The 18,399-nt window shown below is 71.6% G+C and carries 15 protein-coding genes; 1 reads left to right on the top strand and 14 read right to left on the bottom strand.

Translation table 11 applies throughout. From position 1 onward, the window contains the following. Positions 1–6 precede the first annotated feature (6 nt). From IEY73_RS23555 to IEY73_RS23520, 8 genes are all read right to left on the bottom strand, one after another. Positions 7–1,089: a protein-glutamate methylesterase/protein-glutamine glutaminase gene (locus IEY73_RS23555; RefSeq protein WP_229716084.1), complete on the bottom strand. Its 1,083-nt coding sequence runs from the start codon at positions 1,087–1,089 to the stop codon at positions 7–9. After that, the gene (locus IEY73_RS23550) at positions 1,086–1,568 is read right to left on the bottom strand and encodes a chemotaxis protein CheD (protein ID WP_189081474.1); all 483 of its coding nucleotides are present in this window, start codon (positions 1,566–1,568) and stop codon (positions 1,086–1,088) included. The genes IEY73_RS23555 and IEY73_RS23550 overlap by 4 nt, the downstream gene beginning before the upstream one ends. Position 1,569: 1 nt before the next feature. Beyond that, a complete protein-coding gene (locus IEY73_RS23545; RefSeq protein ID WP_189081473.1) occupies positions 1,570–2,487 on the bottom strand; it encodes a CheR family methyltransferase in 918 nt (305 codons plus the stop codon). Next, positions 2,484–3,047, bottom strand: a complete 564-nt coding sequence (locus tag IEY73_RS23540; RefSeq protein WP_189081472.1) for a chemotaxis protein CheW — start codon at positions 3,045–3,047, stop codon at positions 2,484–2,486. Before IEY73_RS23540 ends, IEY73_RS23545 begins: the two co-directional genes overlap by 4 nt. A 10-nt stretch (positions 3,048–3,057) precedes the next feature. After that, positions 3,058–5,028 (bottom strand): methyl-accepting chemotaxis protein, encoded by a 1,971-nt coding sequence (locus tag IEY73_RS23535; RefSeq protein ID WP_229716083.1) that lies wholly within the window; start codon positions 5,026–5,028, stop codon positions 3,058–3,060. Positions 5,029–5,234: 206 nt separating this feature from the next. Then, positions 5,235–7,469 carry a methyl-accepting chemotaxis protein gene (locus IEY73_RS23530; protein WP_229716082.1) on the bottom strand — a complete coding sequence of 745 codons (2,235 nt, stop codon included), beginning with the start codon at positions 7,467–7,469 and terminating at the stop codon, positions 5,235–5,237. A 176-nt stretch (positions 7,470–7,645) separates the two neighbouring features. After that, positions 7,646–8,986 carry an extracellular catalytic domain type 1 short-chain-length polyhydroxyalkanoate depolymerase gene (locus tag IEY73_RS23525; protein ID WP_189081471.1) on the bottom strand — a complete coding sequence of 447 codons (1,341 nt, stop codon included), beginning with the start codon at positions 8,984–8,986 and terminating at the stop codon, positions 7,646–7,648. A 55-nt stretch (positions 8,987–9,041) separates the two neighbouring features. After that, positions 9,042–10,463, bottom strand: coding sequence for a glycoside hydrolase family 10 protein (locus tag IEY73_RS23520; protein ID WP_373292859.1), 1,422 nt, complete (start codon positions 10,461–10,463; stop codon positions 9,042–9,044). Between the two features lie 367 nt (positions 10,464–10,830). Here IEY73_RS23520 and IEY73_RS23515 point away from each other — a divergent pair, with 367 nt between their 5' ends. Continuing rightward, complete coding sequence (locus tag IEY73_RS23515) at positions 10,831–11,571, top strand: VOC family protein (protein WP_229716081.1); 741 nt, start codon at positions 10,831–10,833, stop codon at positions 11,569–11,571. Positions 11,572–11,642: 71 nt separating this feature from the next. On the opposite strand, the gene IEY73_RS23510 is transcribed toward IEY73_RS23515, so the two are convergent. The 6 genes from IEY73_RS23510 to IEY73_RS23485 all read right to left on the bottom strand — a co-directional run bounded on the left by IEY73_RS23510 (position 11,643) and on the right by IEY73_RS23485 (position 18,376). Further along, positions 11,643–12,635, bottom strand: coding sequence for a S1C family serine protease (locus tag IEY73_RS23510; RefSeq protein WP_229716080.1), 993 nt, complete (start codon positions 12,633–12,635; stop codon positions 11,643–11,645). Between the two features lie 147 nt (positions 12,636–12,782). Further along, positions 12,783–14,180, bottom strand: a complete 1,398-nt coding sequence (locus IEY73_RS23505) for an NADH-quinone oxidoreductase subunit N (protein WP_189081467.1) — start codon at positions 14,178–14,180, stop codon at positions 12,783–12,785. Further along, positions 14,177–15,697, bottom strand: a complete 1,521-nt coding sequence (locus tag IEY73_RS23500) for a complex I subunit 4 family protein (RefSeq protein WP_189081508.1) — start codon at positions 15,695–15,697, stop codon at positions 14,177–14,179. Before IEY73_RS23500 ends, IEY73_RS23505 begins: the two co-directional genes overlap by 4 nt. Before the next feature lie 2 nt (positions 15,698–15,699). Next, a complete protein-coding gene (locus tag IEY73_RS23495; protein ID WP_189081466.1) occupies positions 15,700–17,547 on the bottom strand; it encodes a proton-conducting transporter transmembrane domain-containing protein in 1,848 nt (615 codons plus the stop codon). Beyond that, positions 17,544–17,837 carry an NADH-quinone oxidoreductase subunit NuoK gene (locus tag IEY73_RS23490; RefSeq protein ID WP_373292862.1) on the bottom strand — a complete coding sequence of 98 codons (294 nt, stop codon included), beginning with the start codon at positions 17,835–17,837 and terminating at the stop codon, positions 17,544–17,546. The genes IEY73_RS23495 and IEY73_RS23490 overlap by 4 nt, the downstream gene beginning before the upstream one ends. Positions 17,838–17,845: 8 nt before the next feature. Beyond that, positions 17,846–18,376: an NADH-quinone oxidoreductase subunit J gene (locus tag IEY73_RS23485; RefSeq protein ID WP_189081464.1), complete on the bottom strand. Its 531-nt coding sequence runs from the start codon at positions 18,374–18,376 to the stop codon at positions 17,846–17,848. Positions 18,377–18,399: the final 23 nt, after the last annotated feature.

Here is an 18,399-nt window from a genome sequence, read left to right as displayed (position 1 = left end):
TGCGGGTCACCGGGTCGCGCCGTAGTCGTGGATGAGTCCGGCGATCGAGGCCAGCGGGACCTCACGCTCGACCGCGCCCATGTCGGCGGCCACCTTCGGCATGCCGTAGACGACGCAGGTGCGCTCGTCCTGACCGATGGTGCGGGCGCCCGCCTGGCGCATCTCGTGCAGGCCGCGGGCGCCGTCGTCGCCCATGCCCGTCATGATCACGCCGAGCGCGTTGGCGCCCGCCGACTTGGCCACCGAGCGGAACAGCACGTCCACCGAGGGACAGTGGCGGTTCACCGGCGGACCGGGCTTGACCTGCACCCGGTACTGCGCGCCGTGCCGGACCAGGGAGGTGTGTTTGCCCCCGGGTGCGATCAGCACCAGGCCGGGCATCACGCGGTCGCCGTCGGCCGCCTCGCGCACCTCGATCTGACTCAGCCCGTTCAGCCGCTGCGCGAACGCGGCGGTGAACTTCTCCGGCATGTGCTGCACCACCACGATGCCGGGGCTGACCCGGGGCAGCGCGGTGAGCACCACCTCCAGCGCCTGGGTGCCGCCGGTCGACGTGCCGATCGCCACGAGATGTTCGGTGGTGACCGCCATCGCCTCGGCGACGCCGGTTCCGGTGTCCCGCGGCGGTGCCAGGCGCGCGCTCTCATGCAGGGAACTGGTGACCGCACCGTGCCGGCGCATGTTGGCGCTTGCCGCTTCCCGCACCGCCGCGGCGATCGAGGACGCCTCGCCCTCCAGGAAGTTCTTCAACCCGTTCTTCGGCTTGGTCACGAAGGAGACCGCGCCGGCGTTCATGCCGCGTACGGCCATCTCCGCGCCCGCCTCGGTCAGCGAGGAGCAGAGCACCACGGGCGTGGGCCGCACCGCCATGATCTTCTTCAGGAAGGTGATGCCGTCCATCCGGGGCATCTCCACGTCCAGCACGACGACGTCCGGCCACTGCTGGTTCATCCGCTCCATCGCGAAGATGGGGTCCGCGGCGGCGCCGATGACGTTGATCCGGGCGTCGCGTTGCAGCATCGCGGTCAGCACCTGGCGCACCACCGCCGAGTCGTCCACGATCAGCGTGTTGATCTGTCCCGCGGTCACCGGTCCGCCTCTCCCACGTTCTCGTGCCGGACCCATACGTCCCCGGCGCCCACGTCGAAGATCACCTCACGCGGACCCCGGCCGCCGACCTGCCGGGCGCTCACCGGGATGCCGCTGCGCTCCAGCAGCCGCAGCCCGGCCTCGACGTTGAGCGCCGCCACGTTGATCGCCAGCGGGACGCCCTCGAACTGCACCCCACCGCCGAAGACCTTCGCCCGGTACTCGGTCGGTGCGGTGCCGGCCTCGCGCATGCGGGCGAGGAACAGCGCCATCGCGCCGTGCGCGTACCGCGGGTCGTGGTCGTCACGGCCCGGCTCCCCCGGGACGATGTAGTGGCACATGCCTCCGATGCGCCGGCCGGGATGCCAGACGGTCACCGCCACACACGATCCGAGCAGCGTGCGGATGCGCTCGCCGGCGCCGCCGAAGTGAAATCCCCCGGGGGCGAGAACCGTTTCCGGCACGGTCGGCGTCGTCATCTCAACCCGCCTCCCGCCGGTAGACCGCCGGCTGCACCATGCGCAGATCGGTGCCGATGCCGTGCAACGTCTCGGAGTGCCCGATCAGGAGATGTCCGCCCGGGCGAAGAACCTGCTCGATCCGCGCGATCAGGTCCTGCTTGGTCTGATTATCATAATAAATCATGACATTGCGGAGGAAGACGATGTCCTGTGGTTCCCGGTCCGCGAAGCTCTCCAGCAGGTTCCCCGGCCGGAACGACACCTTCGAGCGCAACTTGCCGTCGATCAGCAGTTGCCCCTCGAACTCTCCGGTGCCGCGCAGGCAGTGCCGGCTCAGCATCGGCTGCGGGATCTTCTCCGCCGCGGCCAGCGAATAGAGCCCCCGCCGTGCCACGTTCAGCACCCGCGTCGACACGTCGGTGCCGACGATCTCCCACTGACCGGACGGCATCGCCTCCGCCAGCACCATCGCCGCGGTGTAAGCCTCCTCGCCGGTGGAACTGGCCGCGCTCCACAACCGGAACACCCGTCCCCGGTTCGCCGGGTCGGCGCGGAACGCGTCGACCGCCTCGCGCAGGAACGCGAAATGCTTCGGCTCCCGGAAGAAGTACGTCTCGTTGGTGGTCAGCAGGTTGATCGCGGTCTGCACCTCGACCTCGTGCCCCGGGTCCCCCAGCAACTCGATGTAGGAGCCGAAGTCGCGTAGCCCGTAATGCCGCAGCCGCTGGGTCAGCCGGCCCATGACGAGGAACTCCTTGCCCGCCTTGAGCTGCACGCCGGTGTGCCGGTGCATGAACGTCCCGATCCAGGCGAACTCCTTCGCGGTGAGCGGCAGGATCTCCTGCCCGGCCACGATGTCGGCGACGCTGATCGGCGCCGGAACCCCGCGGGGCGCCGGGACCCCGCCCGGCGGCGCCACGCCGGTGGCGTGCGTCATTCCGCACCGCCGTCAGCGGCGCCCGCGGCCGCCTGCCCGAGCGCCATCAGCTCGTCCAGCGACAGCACCCGGTCGATGTCCAGGATGATGGTGAAGTCGCCGCGGTACTTCGCCATCCCGCTGATGAAGTCGGCGCGGATGCCCGCGCCGAAGTGCGGCGGCGGTTCGATGTCGGCGTCGTCGAGGTGGATCACCTCGTTGACCGCGTCCACCATGATGCCGATGTCCTGGTGCAGGGCGGTCTCCGAGCCGTCGTCGAGGCGGCCGGCCGCCTCGACGATGATGATGCTGGTCCGCCGGGAGATCTCGGTGGTGTTCATGCCGAAGCGGGTGGCCATGTCGACGACCGGGACGACCCGGCCGCGCAGGTTGATCACGCCGCGCAAGAACGCGGGCATCATCGGCACCGCGGTCAACGTGCGGAACGCCAGGATCTCGGTGATGTCGAGGATGCCGAGCGCGAACACCTGGCCGCCGATGACGAAGGTGAGGTAGCGCCCGCCGCGCCCGGTGGCCCGGCCGGCCGCCGTGCCGGGGGCGAGGTCGGTGGAGTTGGTCATCGTGATCCCCTCAGAACCGCTCGAACTTGCCCTCGTCGACCTCGCTGAGGTCGGCCGGACCCGACAGGACCTGGGACGTGGCACGCTGCCCGATGCCGGCGTTGAGGTCGGAGAGGTCGAACATGTCCCCGCCGGTACGCCGCGCCTGGCCCGCCACCGTGAAGAACCGCATCATCTGCTGCAACTGCGCCGTCTGGCCGGTCATCTCCTCGGCCGTAGCGGCGAGCTCCTCGCTGGAGGACGCGTTCTGCTGGGTGGTCTTGTTCATCTGCCCCATCGCCACGTTGACCTGGTTCACGCCCTGCGACTGCTCGCTGGACGCCGCCGCGATCTCCTGCACCAGGTCCGAGGTCTTCTCGATGCCCGGCACGATCTCGCCCAGCAACGCACCGGCCCGCTCGGCGGTCTGCACGCTGCCCGAGGCCAGCTCGCCGATCTCCTGCGCCGCCACCTGACTACGCTCGGCCAGCTTGCCCACCTCGGCCGCCACCACCGCGAAGCCCTTGCCGTGCTCCCCGGCCCGCGCCGCCTCGATCGTCGCGTTCAACGCCAGCATGTTGGTCTGGAACGCGATCTCATCCACGATCGCGATCTTCTCCGCGATCTCCTTCATCGCCTTGACCGTCTGCTCCACCGCGGACCCGCCCTCGGACGCGGCGCCCGCGGCCTTCGACGCGATGCCGTCGGTGATCTTCGCGCTCTCGGTGTTCTGGTTGATGCTGGCCGCCATCTGCTCCACGCTGGAGCTGGTCGTCTCCACGCTCGACGCCTGCTCCGTCGCCGCCTGCGAGAGAGCCTGTGAGGCGCCGCTGATCTGGTTCGCCGCGTTCGAGAGCTGGTCGGCCGAGCTGGTCACCTCGCTCACCGTGCGGGCCAGCGTGGCCACGGTGTTGTTCACCGCCTTGCGCAGCCGCTCGACCTGACCGTGGTACGCGGTGTCGATGGTCTGGGTCAGGTCGCCGTTCTCCATCGCCGACAGGATCCGGCTGATCTCGTTGAACGGTCCGATCACCGAGTCGAGCGTGGCGTTGATGCCGGTCACGATGCTCTGGAAGCCACCGCTGTGCTGGCTGGCGTCGGCGCGCACGTCCAGGCGGCCCTGCACCGCGGCCTCGCTCAGCAGCGTGGTGTCCGCGATGAGCCGCTTGAGGTTGCCCCGCACCTGCTCGATGGTGTCGTTGATGAACGCCTTCTTGCCCGGCAACTGCTCCAACGGCGTGTCGAAGTCGCCCTCACCGAACGCCTTCACCACCGCCATCGCCTTCTTCTTCACCGCGATGTGCCCGGCCACCATGTCGTTGATGCCGGCCGCCATGGTCACGTACTGCCCGGAGAACCGCTGGGTGTCGATCACCACGTCGATGTCGCCGCGCTCGTGCTCGACCGACATGTGGTTCATCTCCGCGATCAGGCCCTTCAGGTTGCCCCGCACCTGCTCGATGGTGTCGTTGATGAACGCCTTCTTACCCGGCAACTGCTCCAACGGCGCGTCGAAGTTCCCCTCACCGAACGCCTTCACCACCGCCATCGCCTTCTTCTTCACCGCGATGTGCGCGCCCACCAGATCGTTGATCTGCGTGGCCATGGTGGCGAACTGACCGTCGAACCGCCGCACGTCGATCACCACGTCGATGTCGCCGCGCTCGTGCTCAGCCGACATCCGGTGCGTCTCGGCCAGCAGGTCGGTCAGCGTTCCCCGCACGCGTGCGATCTCCTGCAGCGCCGGGCTCGCGTCGGCGGGCACCGCGGTCGGCGTGAGGTCGCCCCCGGCGCAGCGCGCGGCCAGCGCGGCCACCTCGTTCAGTTCCCGGGCCGGCGGCGCCACCAGCAGGGACCAGGTCAGCCCTGCCACCGCGGCGGCGCCCAGGGCCACCACCAGCCACCCGAGTGCCCCGCCCAGGGCGACGGCGATCGCGGGGACGGCCACGAGACCCCCGACGACCACCGCGAAGCGGGGCATGACCGAAGAATTTCGCGCCACGTGGTCACCTTCCTCGACACAGGGCAGGGCGCTGCGGACGGCGCCCGACATGAGACCCATCGGCATTCCGGTCAAATCGCTAAACGTTCTCGGCCAACTACTCTCGGCTATCGAATCTCGGGGGTGCCGGACAGCAGCAGGCCGGCATCACCGGGGCCCGTGGCGGCGCCCGGCGATGCCGGCCTGGTGCAATGTCGCCGAGCGCCTCAGAACCGCTCGAACTTTCCCTCGTCGATGGCGTCCAGTTCGGGTTCCGGCCGGTGCGCCCGCCGCGGTGGCGACGCGATGCCGGCGTTGAGGTCGTTCAGCGCCAGCAGTTCCCGCCGGTGACCGGATCCGTTCACCGTGAAGAACCGCATCATCTGCTGCAACTGCGCCGTCTGGCCGGTCATCTCCTCGGCCGTGGCGGCGAGCTCCTCGCTCGCCGAGGCGTTCTGCTGGGTGGTCTTGTTCATCTGCCCCATCGCCACGTTGACCTGGTTGACACCTTCGGACTGCTCGCTGGAGGCGGCGGCGATCTCCTGCACCAGGTCCGAGGTCTTCTCGATGCCCGGCACGATCTCGTCCAGCAGCGTGCCGGCCCGCTCGGCGGTCTGCACGCTGCCCGAGGCCAGCTCGCCGATCTCCTGCGCCGCCACCTGACTACGCTCGGCCAGCTTGCCCACCTCGGCCGCCACCACCGCGAAGCCCTTGCCGTGCTCCCCGGCCCGCGCCGCCTCGATCGTCGCGTTCAACGCCAGCATGTTGGTCTGGAACGCGATCTCATCCACGATCGCGATCTTCTCCGCGATCTCCTTCATCGCGCCCACCGTCCGCTTGACCGCGGATCCGCCCTCCGCGGCCGCCGTGGCGGCCTTCGCGGCGATGCCGTCGGTGATCTTCGCGCTCTCGGTGTTCTGGTTGATGCTGGCCGCCATCTCATTGACGCTGGAGCTGGTCGTCTCCACGCTCGACGCCTGCTCCGTCGCCGCCTGCGACAGCGACTGTGAGGCGCCGCTGATCTGGCCCGCCGCGTTCGAGAGCTGATCGGCCGAGCTGGTCACCTCGCTCACCGTGCGGGCCAGCGTCGCAATGGTGTTGTTCACCGCCACCCGCAACCGTTCCAACTGTCCCTGGTAGGTCTCGTCGATGCTCTGCGTGAGGTCGCCGTTCTCCAGGGCCGACAGGATCCGCCCGATCTCGTTGAACGGTCCGACGACCGCGTCCAGCATGTCGTTGACCCCGGTGACGATCCGCCGGAACCCGCCGCTGTGCCGGGACGCCTCGGCGCGGACGTTCAGGCTTCCGCGCACCGCCGAGTCGGCCAGCATGGTGGTGTCCTCGATCAGCCGTTTCAGGTTGGCCCGCACCTGCTCGACCGTGTCGTTGATGAAGCGCAGCTTGTCCGGGAAGCGCTCCAGCGTGGCCTCGAAGTCGCCGTCGCCGAAGGCGCGGACCACCACCATGGCTTTGCGGGCGGCGATGTGCGCCGCGATCATCTCGTTGATGCCCTCGGCCATGGTGCGGTAGGAGCCAGCGAACTGCTTCGCGTCGATGACCGTGTCGCTGTCGCCGCGGTCGTGCTCCGAGGACACCCGGTTCAGCTCGGTGATCAGGCCCTTCAGATTGCTCCGCACCTGCTCGATGGTGTCGTTGATGAACGCCTTCTTACCCGGCAACTGCTCCAACGGCGCGTCGAAATCACCCTCACCGAACGCCTTCACCACCGCCATCGCCTTCTTCTTCACCGCGATGTGCGCGCCCACCAGATCGTTGATCTGCGTGGCCATGGTGGCAAACTGACCGTCGAACCGCCGCACGTCGATCACCACGTCGATGTCGCCGCGCTCGTGCTCGGCCGACATCCGGTCCATCTCCGCGATCAGGCCCTTCAGGTTGCCCCGCACCTGCTCGATGGTGTCGTTGATGAACGCCTTCTTACCCGGCAACTGCTCCAACGGCGCGTCGAAGTTCCCCTCACCGAACGCCTTCACCACCGCCATCGCCTTCTTCTTCACCGCGATGTGCGCGCCCACCATCTCATTGATGCCCTCGGCCATGATGCGGAACTGGCCCGGGAAGCGCTTGGCGTCGATCACCACGTCGATGTCGCCCTGCTCGTGCTCGGCCGACATGCGTTCCATCTCGGCCAGCATCTCCGCCAGTGTGGACCGCAGCCGTAGCACCTCCCGCACGGCCCGGCCGTCGCCGGCCCGGCCGCGGGAGACGCCGAGGTCGCCGTCGGCGGAGCGGGTGACGAGCGCGGTCACCTCGGTCAGTTCCCGCGACGGCGGGATCACCAGCAGGGCCCATGCCGCGGCGGCCACCACGACGGCACCGATGACGGCCACCAGCCAGGCGACGGCGCCGCCGCCGCTGACGACGGCGACCACGGCGGGGACCACGACGGCGGCCGTCGCGACGATGGCGAAGCGGGGCAGGGTCGACGGACTCGCTGACACGGGCACGGCCTCCTGGAGATGCACGGGATGCCGACACCCCGGACAGGCGCCGGCAATTCCTCCCATCGGCACGTGTGCGGGATTTCCTTAACGCTCCGGCCGAGGTGACCACGAGCGTCCGGCCGGGCTCGTGCGAACCCGGCCGGAGAGCAATGGCGCGGTCTTCCCCGCGGCGATCACGCCGCCGTGCACGAGCTGGAGTTGAGCGCGTACCCGCTCGGCGCCGCGGCGTTGCCGGTGTGGCCGGCCTGGAAGCCGATGGTGACCGAGCCGCCGGTCGGCACGGATCCGTTGTAACTCATGTTGCGCGCGCGGACCGCACCGCTGCTCGGGGTGTAGGTGGCGTTCCAGCCCGAGACGATGGTCTGTCCCACCGGCAGCGTGAAGTCCAGGGTCCAGGAGGTGACCGGGGCACCCAGGTTGGTGATCGTGATGGAGTCCGTCAGCCCGGTGTTCCAGGCGTTGACCGCGGTGCTGACCCGGCATGTTCCGCTCGAGGTCGGCGGACTGGTCGGTGGCGTCGTCGGCGGCGTGGTGGGCGTGGTCGTCGGCGGCGTGGTGGGCGTGGACTGGTCCAGCCCGAAGAAGGCGATCACCAGGCGCTCCATCCCGGACTGCGGCAGCGAGTGCCCGGCGCCCGCGACGCTGATCCCCTCAACCGGCGCCTGCACGCCGGCCGAACCGTACCGGGTGCGGGTCCAGCCGGACTGCGGCGTGTCGGTGAGCACCGGCGTCTGGCTCACGCCGAGCACGTTCGTCCACTGCTTGATCTCTTCACCGAAGTTCGGGTATTGCAGGGTGGTGTCGGCGGTCCCGTGGAACAACTGCATCCGCGGACGCCTGCCGGAGTATCCCGGGTACGCGGCGCGGACCAGGTCGCCCCACTGCTGCGGGGACTGGATGAGCTGGCCGCTGGAGCACTGGCTGTTCCAGCCCGCCTGGTTGGCGGGGTTCGTCGGATCCCCGGCGCTGGCCGCGAAGCAGCCGAACGGCACGCCCATGAACGCGGCGCCGGCGGCGAACACGTCCGGGTAGTCGCCCAGCATGACGTTGGTCATCATGCCGCCGGACGACGCCCCGGTGACGAAGGTCCGTGCGGCGTCGGTGTGGTACTGCTGCTGCACGTACCGGACCATGGACACGATCCCGGCCGGGTCGCTGCCGCCGTCGTGCCGCAGCGCGCCGGGCGAGGAGACGTCGAAGCAGTTGCCGGTGCGCGTCGCCGACGGATAGACGACAATGAAGCCGTACTGGTCGGCCAGCGAGGCGAACTGGGTGCCGGAGTAGAACGCCGGCCCGGAGCCGGTGCAGTAGTGCACCGCCACCAGCAGCGCCGGGTTGGCCGGCAGCCGGTCCGGCACGTACAGGTGCATGCGCAGATGGGTGGGGTTGGCGCCGAACGAGGTCACCTCCTGGAGGGCGGCGGCCTGCGCGGGTGAGGCGTTCAGCAGCGCGGCGGCACCGGCCAGCACCGCGGCTCCGGCGCTGATCAGCAGGGATTTGACGGTACGTCGCATGGTGTCTCCCGGCTCGGGCCCCGGCGCGGATGCGGTCCGCACCGGGGCTGGGTGATCAACTGGCGGAGCAGGTCGCGGATCCGCTCGGGCCGGTGCCGGTGCCCTGGAACCCGAACTCGGTGGAGCCGCCCGCGCCGACGCTGCCGTTGTAGCTGACGTTGCTGAAGCGCACCGTGCCGCTGGACCCGCTGGCCTGGGCGTTCCACGTGTTGACGACGGACGCCCCGGAGGGCAGCGCGAGTGACACCGCCCAGCCGCTGAGCGCGGACGAGCCGGCGGTCACCCGCACGGTGGCGACGAAGCCGCCGTTCCACTGGTTGAGCGACACCGACGCGGAACAGCCGGCACCGCCCGGCGGGGTGGTGGGCGGGGTCGTCGGAGGAGTGGTGGGCGGGGTCGTGGTAGGCGGTGTCGTGGTGGGCGGCGTGGTCGGCCCGGCCGCGTTCAGGGCGTCCAGCACCGCGGTGTAGGCCGCCTTCTTGTTGCCGTTGCCGTCGAACAGCAGCGGGGTGCTGCTGGCCCGCCACGAGTCGGTGTCTCGGATGCCCCAGACGGTGATGCCCGCGCACCGCGCGACGGCCAGGCAGGCGCGCGTCACCGCGGCGAAGTCGTTGGCCTGCGCGGTGCCCGATCCCGCGATGTCCAGCTCGGTGATCTGCACCTCGACCCCGAGGTTCGCGAAGCGCTGCAGGTTGGCCTGGTAGTCCCCGGGCAGCGGGGAGGCCGAGTTGAGGTGTGACTGGAAGCCCACGCAGTCGATGGGCACGCCGCGGGCCTTGAAGTCGACGACCATGTTGTAGACCGCGGTGCTCTTCGCGTTGACGCCGTCGGTGTTGTAGTCGTTGTAGCAGAGCTTGGCGTTCGGATCCGCCGCCCGGGCGGTGCGGAACGCCACTTCGATCCAGTCGTTGCCGGTGCGCTGCAGGTTGGAGTCGCGCCGCGCGCCGCTGCTGCCGTCGGCGAACGCCTCGTTGACCACGTCCCAGGCGTAGATCTTGCCCCGGTAGTGGCCGGCCACGTTGGTGATGTGGTTGACCATGGCCTGACGCAGCGCGCTGCCGGACAGGTTCTGCGCCCAGCCCGGCTGCTGCGAGTGCCAGGCCAGCGCGTGACCCCGGATCCGCTGGCCGGCCGCCACCGCGTGGTTCACGATCTGGTCGGCGCTGCCGTAGCTGAACGAGCCCTGGGACGGCTCGGTGGCGTCCCACTTCATCTCGTTCTCCGGCGTCACCATGGTGAATTCGCGGTCCAGGATGCCGCTGTAGACCGAGTCGCTGAGCTTGTAGGCCGCCACGGCCGCACCGTAGTAACGGCCGGAGGCCGCAGCCGACGCGCCGAGCGTGCTCGCCGCACCGGCCGTGCCGGAGACGGCCACCGCGCCGAAGGCGGCCAAGCCGGCGGTGGCGCCGGCGAGGGCGAGACGCAGGGGCCGGCGGGGAGTCGGTCGCCCGCTGCCGCGGGGATTCTGATGTTGCACGATGATCGCCTTCCGGGGAGCGTGCTGAGGTCGGGAGCACATCCGCACGCCGCGGCGGCCGTCCGCGGCGTGGCAGGGTGGGAGCGAGTCGACTCGGACCGAAACCGTATCGAAACAAGTCCGGAACCTCAACGCTTGTCGATTCGTCGATCCGGCCCGCAAAGGCGCCGAACGGCGAGATGACGGGCATCGGCACCGGCCCGTGAGGAGCCGGAAGTTACGAGGTCGCGGCGGAGATCGTGATCCGCCGGCCGACGGCCGGCGCACCCGGGGGCCATCTCGGCCGTGTGCGCCATCCGCAAAAATGGGAGCGCTCCCAGACGCGACGAGCGGAAGTACCGGCGGTGCCGTGTCTATCCTGTCGAGCGTGCAGGCGACCGACGGCATCAGGTGGATCACCGGCTTTCTCGACGGACCGGACCGCACCGCGGAGCCCCTCTGGCGGGCCGTCACGGGCGGCGAGTGGTCGCCCCGGCGCGGCCCGGACGGGGCCTTCGCCACTCTCGTGCCGCCGGATGGCGACGCCTACCTGCGCGTGCAGGTCACCGGCGACGGGCCGGCTCGCGCCCACCTGGACCTGCACGTCGCCGACGTGCCGGCGCACACCCGGCGGGCCGGTGAACTGGGCGCCGTGGTCGTCTCCGCCGAGCCGGGCCTGACCGTCCTGCGCTCCCCCGCCGGGCTACCGTTCTGCCTGGTCACCTGGCACGGCGAAACGGCACGCCCGGCCCCTGTGACCGGCGACGCCGGCCGGAGCCTGGTCGATCAGATGTGCCTGGACATCCCGCGGCCGGTCTTCGACACCGAGGCGGACTTCTGGTCGGTGCTGACCGGCTGGACCCGCCTGCACGGCGCGTCGGATGAGTTCGACGCGTTGGTCCGCCCGGACGGCATGCCGCTGCGGCTGCTGCTGCAGCGCATCGGCGGGACACTGCCGGGCATGCACCTGGACCTGGCGAGCGACGACCGCCGGGCGGAGGTCGCCCGGCATCTGGCCCTGGGCGCGGCGCACGCGTACGACGGCCGGGACTGGACCACGTTGCGAGACCCGGCGGGGCGGGTGTACTGCGTGACCGATCGCCGCCCGGACACCGGCGGGCCGGCCTGAGGCCGGGCCGGGCGCGGCACCCCGGCCGGTCACTCCGGCCGGTCACCTCGGCCGGGCCGCCAGCGCCCCGGTCAGCGTGACAAGGTGCCCAGCGTGAGCTTGACCTGACTCTGCGAGCCGCCGCGGTTGATGCCGAGGGTTACCGCGGTGCCCGGGTCGACCTTGCGCAGCGCGGCGTAGATGTCGCCGACCGTTGCCACGTCCGTGCCGTTGAACGTCACGATCACGTCGCCGGGTTGCAGGCCCGCGCTTGCTGCCGGGGACCCGGACTGCACCTGGCGGATCAGCGCTCCGGTGTTCACCTTCATGCCGAGCGACTGCGCGATGTCACCGGTCAGCGTGACAAGCGAGACACCGAGGTACGGGTGCGCCACGGTTCCGGTGGACAGCAGTTGGTCGGCGACATCGACCACGGTGCTGGACGGGATGGCGAACCCGAGTGACACCGCACCGGCCGACGGCGGGATGTAGGCCTCGTTCAGCCCGACCAGACGGCCCCGGTCGTCGATCAGCGCCCCACCCGAGTTGCCCGGCGAGATGGCCGCGTCGGTCTGAATCAGGTCGACCAGCGGGCGGCCCCCGGTCGTGGACGCGGGGATCTGCCGGCCCACGCCGGAGATGATGCCTTCGGTGACGGTGTTCTCGAAGCCCAGCGGGCTGCCGATGGCCAGCGCGGTCTCGCCGGGCTTGGGCAGATCCTGGCGCACCGTGACGGCGGGCAGCCCGGTGCGCTGCACCCGGACCACCGCCAGGTCAGTCACCTCGTCCGAGCCGGTCACCTGGCCGTTCGCCTGGGTGCCGTCGGCGAAGGCGACCTTGACCTGTTTCGCCGAGCCGACCACGTGCTGGTTGGTGACGATGATGCCGTTCGCCCGGTAGACCACGCCGCTGCCCAGACCCTCGCTGGTCTGGATGGTGACCACCGACGGCTCCAGCCGGGCCACCACGTCGACGACGCCGGAACCGCCGGTCGGTGCGGCCGCGGTCGACGCCTCACCGGCCGGCGTGGTGTCGTTGTCGCCGGTGCAGCCGGCCACCGAGAGCACCAGGACCGCCGCCGCCACGGCCCCTCCTCGACGCAGTCTCATCGTCGTCTCGCCTCCTCGTCACACAACCTCCGGTAGTTGTCCTTTGCCGCTTTTCCGCCGGCGACACCTGAAACGGCGCACGGGGAGCGCGCAGATTTGTCACATCTGCCGCACACGGCGGGATCAGCGCAGCAGCGTGCCGCCGACCGCGTCGTACAGGGCGCCGCCGGCGAGGCCGGCCAGCAGCACCGCGGCGGCGGCGACGACCGCCGCCAGCTCGGCCGACCGGCCGGCGGACCCCGCCGGGGAAGGGTCCGGGGAGGCGGCGAAGACCGGGACCAGCCAGCGCAGGTAGTAGGCGAGGCTGACGACCGTGTTCACCGCGGCGAGCACCACCAGCCAGCCCCAGCCGCCGTCCCAGGCCGCCTCGAACACCGTCAGCTTGCCGAGGAACACCGCCGTCGGTGGGGTGCCCACCAGGCCGAGCAGGCACACCACCAGGGCTGCGGCCACCGCCGGGCGCCGCCGGGCCAGCCCGCGATAGTCGGACAGCCGGCGACGGCCGGGGGTCGCCGCGACGACCGCGAACGCGCCGACGTTGGCCAGCGCGTACGCCGCCAGGTAGACCAGCAGCGCGGGCAGCGCGTCGCGGTGGCCGGCCACCGCGACCGCCATGAGCAGGTAGCCCACCTGGCTGATGGTCGAGTACGCCAGCAGGCGCTGCGGCACGGTCTGCGCCAGCGCCGCCAGGTTGCCCAGCGTCATGGTGACCGCGGCGACCGCCGCGACGAACACCGGCCAGCCGTCGTCCGCCGGGATCACCGTGACCAGTCGGTACGCCGCGACCAGCGCACCCACCTTGGGCACCGTGGTGAGCACCGCGCCGGCCCCGGCCGTGGCGCCGTGCACGGTGTCCGGCACCCAGAAGTGCAGTGGCGCCGCGCCCGCCTTGAACAGCAGGCCGGTCAGCACCCCCACCACGCCGACGACCACCAGGCCGCGCGGCGCGGCGGGCAGCCCGGACGCCAGCTCGTCGTAGCGGGTGCCCCCGGCGGACGCGTAGAGCAGGCCCACCCCGCCGAGCATCACCACCCCGGCCAGCGCGCCGAACAGGTAGAGCTTGAGCGCGGCCTCGGCGGCTCCGGCGTCGCGGCCCCAGCCGGCCAGGCCGTACAGCGGGACCGTGGCGAGCAGGTAGCCCACGGCGAGCACGAGGAGATCCGACGAGCCGGCCAGCATCTGGGCGCCGAGGGTGGCGAGCAGCGCCAGGACGTAGAACTCGGTCTGCCGCCGGTTCCCGGCGATCCGCGGGGTGGCCAGCAGCAGCACCAGCAGCGTCGCGGTGGGTGCCAGCACGCGGATCGCCGACGTCGCCACGTCGATCGCGAAGGAGTGGCCGTACACGGTCTGGTCGGACCGCCCGGCGAGCGCGACGGCCGCCGAGCCGGCCAGCGCGAGCGCGGCGACCAGCCCGGCGACGCCCTGCCTGCGACGCGGCAGGAAGGACCCGGACAGCAGGGTGGCGACCGCGCCGAGCAGCAGGATCAGCTCGGGCAGCAGCGCGAGCGGCTTCTCGTTCACCGCGCCACCAGCGCGGCGACGCCGCGCGAGGCCGGCTCGATCACGTCCAGCAGCGGTCCCGGAAAGAGGCCGATCAGCAGGGACAGCACGAGCAGCGCGGCGACCGCGGCGGTCTCCGGGCCGTTCAGGTCGCCGGGCCGCCGCAGATCGCCGTGCCCGGAAGCGCCGGCGGTGGCCAGCGCACCGCGGGACGGGCCGAGCAGGATCCGGTGCAACGCGGACAGGAACACCCCCGCGGTCAGCAGGATGCCCAGCAGGGCCAGCCCGGCCCCGATCGGCGTGGACCCGAAGCTGCCGGTGAAGATCTGGAACTCGGCGATGAACCCGCTGAACCCGGGGATGCCCAGCGAGGCGAACGCGGCCAGGGCGGTGGCCGTGGCGAAGCGCGGGGCGTCGCCGGCCAGGCCGGACCAGTCCGCCATCCGGTAGGTGCCACCCCGGTCGTACAGCACCCCGGCGAGAAGGAACAGCGCGGCGGTGATCAGGCCGTGGCTGACCATCTGGGTCATCGCGCCGGTCACCGCCACCGATCGAGCCTGGGAGTCCGAGCCGCCGACCATCCCGGCGGCGCCCAGGGCGAGCAGCACGTATCCCATGTGGTTGACCGACGTGTAGGCGACCATCCGCTTGAAACTGGTCTGCGCCAGGGCGACCAGGGCGCCGTACAGCGCGCTCAGCACGCCGACCACGACGGCCACCATGGCGTACCGGCGCCACGCCTCCGGCAGCATCGGCATGGCGATCCGGACGAAGCCGTACGTGCCCATCTTCAGCAGCACCCCGGCGAGCACCGCGGAACCGGCCGCGGGCGCGTCGGTGTGCGCGGGCGGCAGCCACGTGTGGAACGGGACGGTGGGCGTCTTCACCGCCAGGCCGATCGTCACCGCGAGCAGCACCAGGCCGCCCGCGACGCCGCGGCCGGACAGCGGCGCCTGGGCGGTCAGCGCCACCATGTCGAAGGTGCGCGGGGCCGACGACAGGTACAGGCCGATGAAGCCCACCAGCAGCGCCAGCGAGCCGACGAAGGTGTACAGGAAGAACTTCAACGCGGACCGCGCGGCCTGCGCGCCGTGCCCCCAGCCGGCCACCACGGCGTACATGCCGACGATGGACAGGTCGAAGAAGACGAAGAAGACGATCAGGTCCAGCGCGCTGAACAGGCCCAGGCAGGTGGTTTCCAGCGCGAGGAACAGGGCGGCCAGCCGGCGCGGGCGGTCGCCGTGCCGCAGGCTGTAGACGGCACTCGCGGCGAACACCACGGTGGTCATCGCGACGAGCGGCAGGGACAGCCCGTCCAGGCCCAGATGGAACCGCGAGCCGAGGCCGGGGATCCACGGCACGTCCACTTCGTATCCGAAACCGGAAGCTGGGCGTGCCGCCCACATCGCCGCCGCGCCGCCTGCCTCGGCCACCGACACCGCCGTCCAGATCCACCGCACGGCGCGGTCGCGCAGACCGCGGGCGGCCAGCAACCCCACCGCCGCCAGCGCCGGGACGAACACGAGCAGGGGAAGCATTCTCACCTCACCACGATCAGGACGAGCACGGCGGCGACCAGCAGGACGATCGCCTGGGCGTAGTACTGGTGCACCTGGCCGGTCTGCGGGCGGCGGGCGAGGTCACCCAGCCGGCGGCATCCGGCCGCGACGCGGGCGACGACGCCGTCGACGCCCGCGTCGTCGAAGCGCGCGGCGGCATGCGCGGCGCGAACGGCGGCGTGGGCGGTCCCCTCCACCGCGCGGTCCAGCACCCGGTCGTCGAACCGGGCAAGCGTCCGTGCCAGGGCGAGCACCGGGCGCACCAGACCGGCGTGCATCGCCGCTTCCAGGCCCAGCCAGGAGCGGGTCCACGTGGGCGCGCCGATCCGCGGCGCGGCGACCGCGGTGACCGCGAAGACGGCGACCGCGAGCACGCCCGCGAGCACCTCCGCGGCGACGATCGGCCGCGGCTCGCCGTCCGCCCCCAGCAGCGTCCGGAACGCGTCGCCGACCGGCGGCAACGCCAGGATCTCCAGCACCGCCGCGCCGGCGGCCAGCACCACCAGCGGCACGCGCCGCAGCACGCCGACCCGGCGGGTGCCGGGCTGCTCGGTGTCGTACCCGGACTCCGGGGCGGCCGGCAGCGGGCGCAGCACCACGCCGAGCACCTTCCCCGCGTACGCGCTCGCCAGCACCGCCGCGACCAGGCAGACCGCGTACAGCGGGACGGACATGTCCCGGGCCGCCGACAGCACCTCGTCCTTGGTCGCCCACAACGCCAGCGGCGGGACCCCGCCCAGCGCCGCCGCGCCGACCGCCACCGCGGCGCCGACGGTCCGGTCCCGGCGGCCGGCCCCGCGCAGGGCGGCCAGTTTCCGGGTGCCCAGCGCGCTCAGCCAGGCACCGGCCGCCAGGAACAGCAGCGCCTTGGTGGCGGCGTGGCCGATGAGATGCGCCGCGCCGCCGGCCACCGCGCCGGTCGCCGCGCCCACCACCACGAAGCCCAGTTGCGCCGCGGTGGACGCGGCGAGCGTCTGCTTGAGATCGGACTGGCCGAGCGCCACCACACCGAGCAGCAGCGCGGTCGCCGCGCCCGCCCAGGCCGCGGCCGGGGCGGCCCAGCCGGCCGCGGCGAGCAACGGATGCAGCCGCAGCAGCAGGTAGCCGCCCATCGCCACCATCGCCGCGGAGTGCAGCAGCGCGCTCACCGGGCTGGGGCCCAGCATGGCCCGGGACAACCAGAACGAGAACGGTAGCTGGGCCGCCTTGCCCAGGGCGGCGGCCAGTACCCCGGCCGCGGCCACGTGCCGCCACGGCGCGGGCAACGACGCGAGCCCGTCCAGGGACATCCCCGGCGCGGACGCCAGCGCGGCGCCGGCGGCGAGATAGAGGCCCAGGTCGCCGGTGCGGGTGGTGAGGAAGGCGGTGGTGCCCGCGGCGACCGCGGCGTCGCAGCGCCAGCGGAAGGCGATCAGCGCGTACGAGGTGGCACCCATGATCTCCCAGCCGAGCAGCAGCGCGGGCAGCGTGGCGGCCGCGACGGTGAGCAGCACCGCGGCGATGAACAGCAGCATCAGGCCGAAGAACCGGTTCCGGCCCGCGGTGACGTCCGCCGCGGCGAAGACCAGCACCAGCAGCGAGACGGCGGCCACCGCGATGCCGACCGCCGCGGCGAGTCCGTCGACGGCCAGGCCGAATCCGCCGCCCGCGACCCACGGCACGGTGACCGTCGGGCGGCCCGCCGCGACCGTGCCGGTCATGGCGAGCACGGCCACGGCGACGCCGACCGCGACGGCGGGCGCGGCTCGCTCGGCGCGACGCCCGGCGAGCGCCAGCGCGGCCCCGGCGACGGCCGGTACGGCGATCATCGCCCACAACACCGCGGTCATCCGCGCAGATCCCCCGCCATGTCGGTCATGTCCGCGTCGCGGGCCCGCATGAGCAGCGTGGCCACGGCGAAGCCGAGGGCCATCTCGACGGTCATCGCGGCGAGCACCACGAGCACGAACACCTGCCCGTCCGGCCGCGCGGGCGCCAGGAAGTACCAGAAGGCGGCCCCCGCGACCACCAGCGCGTTGATCATCAGCTCCAGGCCCATCATGACCATCACCACGGACTGCTGACTGAGCGCGCCGAACAGTCCGGTGGCGAACAACGCGGCGGCCAGCACCAGAAACATCTGCAGGGTCACGCGTCATCGGCCGGGCGTGCCGACGGCTCCCCGTCGTACCGGCCGCGGCCGGTGGCCAGCACCATCGCGGACACGATCGTCGCGAACAGCACCGCCGACACGGTCATCATCACCAGCATCTTCCCGCCCATGATCGCCTCGCCCAGCGCGAGCGTCGGGTCGCTGGGCGGCGTGCCCCGGCGCTGCGGCCACGGCGTCCCCAGCGCGCCCCCGGCCAGCAGCAGGAAGACCACGATCGACACGACAAGCGCGCCGCGCTTGTTGTGCATCATCGACATGGGCATCAGGCCGCCCGGATTCATCATGAACATGATCATGAAGATGGCCATGATCCCCATCTCCATCAGCATCATGAGGATCGTGATGACACCCAGATAGGCCGCGTCCACCAGCAGGATCGCCGCCCCGGCGGCCACGAACGACACTGCCAGGGCGATGGTCGCGCGGGCCATCGAGTTGACCACGAACACCGCCACCCCGCCGGCCACTGCGAGCAGCGCCAGCAGCACGAACGCCGTCACACGCATGTCATCCCCCTTTACCAGGCGCG

Origin of the sequence: Mangrovihabitans endophyticus, assembly GCF_014646155.1 — a bacterium.
GTDB lineage: Bacteria > Actinomycetota > Actinomycetes > Mycobacteriales > Micromonosporaceae > Actinoplanes > Actinoplanes endophyticus.
The sequence above is the reverse complement of the archived record's forward strand: the minus strand, read 5'-3'. Positions and strand labels throughout refer to the sequence as shown.